The following is a 4179-nucleotide window of genomic DNA, read 5'->3' on the forward strand; positions in this document are numbered from 1 at the left end:
GTCAAATGTCATAAAGTTTTAAAGTCACGAATGACTATTTACTTTTGACTTTCAAACTTTTGACTTAAACACTACCTCGGGTTACTTCTCTAAACTTCAAACCTTTTTATTTTGAAGTGCTAATTATAAAACTCTTACAGTTTTTATAAAAAATCGGAACGGGTTACGGGTCTAAATCCTAAAAACTTATATAAAAGCCAAAGTAGAGATGCGATTAATCGCATCTCTACAGTTGACAAAATTTATTTATTCTTCTAAACGAATATCAAGTCCAAGACCTTTCAATTCATGCATCAATACATTGAATGATTCAGGTAATCCTGGTTCTGGCATAGACTCTCCTTTAACGATTGCCTCGTACGTTTTAGCTCTACCAATTACGTCGTCAGATTTCACTGTCAAGATTTCACGAAGTGTACTAGAGGCTCCATAAGCCTCAAGTGCCCAAACCTCCATCTCTCCAAAACGTTGACCTCCAAATTGAGCTTTACCTCCAAGTGGTTGTTGAGTGATTAAAGAGTACGGCCCGATAGAACGTGCGTGCATCTTGTCATCAACCATGTGACCTAATTTCAACATATAGATAACACCTACAGTTGCAGCTTGGTGGAAACGCTCTCCAGTACCACCATCATACAAATGCGTATGACCAAAACGAGGTACTCCAGCTTCATCCGTTAAAGCGTTGATTTCGTCTAAAGATGCTCCGTCAAAAATTGGTGTAGCAAATTTTCTACCCAAGTTCATACCAGCCCATCCTAAAACCGTTTCATAAATCTGACCAATATTCATACGAGAAGGTACCCCAAGTGGGTTCAACACGATATCAACTGGTGTTCCATCTTCAAGGAAAGGCATATCTTCATGACGTACGATACGAGCAACAATACCTTTGTTACCGTGACGACCCGCCATTTTATCACCCACTTTTAACTTACGTTTTTTCGCGATGTATACTTTAGCTAATTTCAAAATTCCTGCTGGCAATTCATCTCCAACAGTAATCGTGAATTTCTCTCTACGTAATGCACCTTGTAAGTCGTTCAATTTAATTTTATAGTTATGAATTAAATCATTAACCATAGTATTAGTAGCATCATCAGCTACCCATTGACCTTTACTTAAGTGAGCAAAATCCTCTACTGCATAAAGCATTTTTTGAGTATATTTTTTACCTTTTGGTAAAACTTCTTCACCCAAATCATTCATTACACCTTGAGATGTTTTTCCGTTAACGATCAAGAAAAGTTTTTCAACTAATTTGTCTTTCAATTCAACAAATTTCACTTCAAACTCCATTTCAAGTGCACCTAAAGCATCCTTGTCTTGTGTACGTTTACGCTTATCTTTTACCGCTCTTGCAAACAATTTCTTGTCTAAAACAACACCATGTAAAGAAGGAGAAGCTTTCAAAGAAGCATCTTTAACATCACCTGCTTTGTCCCCGAAGATTGCACGAAGCAATTTCTCTTCCGGCGTAGGATCTGATTCTCCTTTTGGAGTAATCTTTCCGATAAGAATATCACCAGGTTTTACCTCGGCACCAATTCTAATCATACCGTTTTCATCCAAATCTTTAGTAGCTTCTTCAGAAACGTTAGGAATATCATTCGTTAATTCTTCGTTACCTAATTTAGTATCTCTAACCTCTAATGAATAATCATCAACGTGGATAGAAGTAAAAATATCGTCACGAACTACTTTTTCAGAAATTACAATCGCATCCTCAAAATTGTAACCTTTCCAAGGCATAAACGCCACTTTCAAGTTACGTCCAAGAGCTAACTCTCCATTTTGAGTTGCGTAACCTTCCGATAGTACTTGACCAGCAACAACTCTATCCCCTTTTCTTACGATAGGTTTAAGGTTGATACTTGTACCTTGGTTGGTTTTTCTAAATTTAATTAGATTATATGTTTTTTCATCTGGTTCAAAACTAACCATTCTTTCTTCCTCAGAACGATCGTATTTGATAGTGATTATATTAGCATCAACGTACTCAATAACTCCATCACCTTCAGCATTTATCAACACTCTAGAATCAGAAGCAACTTGACGCTCTAAACCTGTACCTACAATTGGAGCTTCAGGACGAATCAAAGGAACCGCCTGACGCATCATGTTAGATCCCATCAAGGCTCTGTTCGCATCATCATGTTCCAAGAAAGGAATCAAAGATGCAGAAATTGATGCAATCTGGTTAGGCGCAACGTCAGTATAATCAACTTTTGAAGGCTCAATTACTGGGAAATCACCTTCTTGACGAGCAATAACATCCTCAGCAGTAATTTTACCAGCAGCATCCATTTGAATGTTTGCTTGTGCAATCAACATACCTTCTTCTTCTTCAGCACTTAAGTAAACTGGAGTAGACTCTAAATCTACAACTCCGTTAGTTACTTTACGGTAAGGTGTTTCAATGAAACCCATTCCGTTTACTTTAGCATAAACACCAAGAGATGAAATCAAACCAATGTTTGGTCCCTCTGGAGTTTCAATTGGACATAAACGTCCGTAATGCGTATAGTGAACGTCACGTACCTCAAAACCAGCTCTCTCTCTTGAAAGTCCACCTGGTCCTAGTGCAGATAATCTTCTCTTGTGCGTAATCTCTGCTAATGGATTTGTTTGATCCATAAACTGAGACAACTGATTTGTTCCAAAGAAAGAGTTGATAACAGATGATAATGTTTTAGCATTAATCAAATCTATTGGTGTAAACACCTCGTTATCTCTAACGTTCATTCTCTCACGAATGGTTCTAGCCATACGAGCCAAACCAACACCAAATTGTTGAGACAATTGCTCTCCAACAGTTCTTACACGACGATTAGATAAGTGATCAATATCATCAATCTCAGCTTTTGAGTTGATTAATTCAATCAAATATTTAACAATAGTTATGATATCCTCTTTGGTCAAGACTTGCTTTTCCATTGGGGTATCTAAGCCTAATTTTTTATTAATTCTATAACGACCTACTTCACCTAGGTTATAACGTTGATCAGAGAAAAATAATTTATCAATGATACCACGAGCTGTTTCCTCATCAGGCGGTTCAGCGTTACGTAATTGTCTGTAGATATGCTCAACAGCCTCTTTTTCAGAGTTTGTTGGATCTTTTTGTAACGTATTATGAATGATAGCATAATCACCTTGATTTGCATCTTCTTTGTGTAACAAAATAGATTTAACGTTAGAATCAATGATTTCTTCTACATTATCTTTATCGATAATTGTATCTCTATCAAGGATTATTTCGTTACGTTCGATAGAAACTACCTCACCAGTATCTTCATCAACAAAATCTTCATGCCATGTATTCAATACACGTGCCGCTAATTTTCTACCGATATATTTTTTAAGACCTGTTTTCGAAACCTTAATTTCTTCAGCAAGATCAAAAATTTCAAGAATATCCTTATCTCTTTCAAAACCAATGGCTCTGAATAAAGTTGTTACAGGAAGTTTTTTCTTTCTATCAATATAAGCATACATTACACTATTGATATCTGTAGAAAATTCAATCCAAGAACCTTTAAACGGAATTACTCTCGCAGAATACAATTTTGTACCATTTGCATGGAATGATTGACCAAAGAATACTCCAGGCGAACGATGTAATTGAGATACAACTACACGCTCAGCACCATTGATTACAAAAGTACCACTTGGTGTCATATAAGGAATTGTTCCTAAATAAACATCTTGAACAATCGTTTCAAAATCTTCGTGTTCTGGGTCGGTACAATATAGTTTTAACCTAGCTTTTAAAGGTACACTATAGGTAAGACCTCTTTCTATACATTCTTGAATTGTATAACGTGGTGGGTCTACAAAATAATCAAGGAATTCTAATACGAAATTATTTCTCGTATCAGTAATTGGAAAATTCTCCATGAAGGTATTGTAAAGCCCTTCGTCACCTCTTTCGTCTGATTTAGTTTCTAATTGAAAAAAATCTTTAAACGATTTAACCTGAACATCTAGAAAATCTGGATAGTCAGGAATGTTTTTAGTTGAGGCAAAATTCAATCTTTCAGTCTGATTTGTTAGCATCAATGAACAAAATTTTGATTAAAAAGTAATTTTATTATACAAATAACAAGCTATTTGCATGATTATTTCACATGCATTACATCTTTTAAAAATTAATTAAGGATAACTACTTTCTTATTA

The 4179-nt window shown here is 35.7% G+C and carries 1 protein-coding gene; it reads right to left on the bottom strand.

What is annotated here, in order from left to right; all coding sequences use genetic code 11:
* Positions 1–246 precede the first annotated feature (246 nt).
* Complete coding sequence (gene rpoB / locus FPG59_RS14440) at positions 247–4059, bottom strand: DNA-directed RNA polymerase subunit beta (protein WP_086455275.1); 3813 nt, start codon at positions 4057–4059, stop codon at positions 247–249.
* Positions 4060–4179 lie beyond the last annotated feature (120 nt).

This window comes from Flavobacterium sp. FPG59, assembly GCF_002150205.1.
In the GTDB taxonomy this organism is placed as follows: Bacteria; Bacteroidota; Bacteroidia; order Flavobacteriales; family Flavobacteriaceae; genus Flavobacterium.